At 74.5% G+C, this 601-nt stretch carries 1 protein-coding gene; it reads left to right on the top strand.

The features are described 5' to 3' along the window. Positions 1–22 precede the first annotated feature (22 nt). Positions 23–601: tetratricopeptide repeat protein (locus E2C05_RS32345; protein ID WP_240047003.1), on the top strand; the 579-nt coding region annotated here is incomplete at its 3' end.

Genomic DNA, 601 nt, shown 5'->3' with positions numbered 1-601 from the left:
CCGATCCCTCCCTGACCTCGCCATGGCCCTCAACAACCTGTCCAACAGCCTCGCCGCGCTCGGCCGGCGCGAGGCGGCGCTGGGGGCGATCGAGGAGGCAGTGGCGAGCTACCGCCAGTTGGCCGAGGCGCGGCCGGACGCCTTCCTCCCCAACCTCGTCAGTGCCCTCAACACCCTGTCCGTCCGCCTCGCCGACCTCGGCCGGCGCGAGGCGGCGTTGGCGGCGAGCGAGGAGGCAGTGGCGAGCTACCGCCATCTGGCCGAGGCGCGGCCGGACGCCTTCCTCCCCGACCTCGCCATGGCCCTCAACAACCTGTCCAACAGCCTCGCCGAGCGCGGCCGGCGCGAGGCGGCGCTGGCGGCGATCGAGGAGGCGGTGGCGATCCGCCGCCAGCTGGCCGAGGCGCGGCCGGACGCCTTCCTCCCCAACCTCGTCGGGGCCCTCAACAACCTGTCCGTCCGCCTCGCCGACCTCGGCCGGCGCGAGGCGGCGCTGGGGGCGATCGAGGAGGCAGTGGCGAGCTACCGCCAGCTGGCCGAGGCGCGGCCGGACGCCTTCCTCCCCGACCTCGCCAGTGCCCTCAACACCCTGTCAAACAGC

Origin of the sequence: Paracraurococcus ruber (assembly GCF_004353985.1) — a bacterium.
Taxonomy (GTDB): domain Bacteria; phylum Pseudomonadota; class Alphaproteobacteria; order Acetobacterales; family Acetobacteraceae; genus Paracraurococcus; species Paracraurococcus ruber.
The sequence above is the reverse complement of the archived record's forward strand: the minus strand, read 5'-3'. Positions and strand labels throughout refer to the sequence as shown.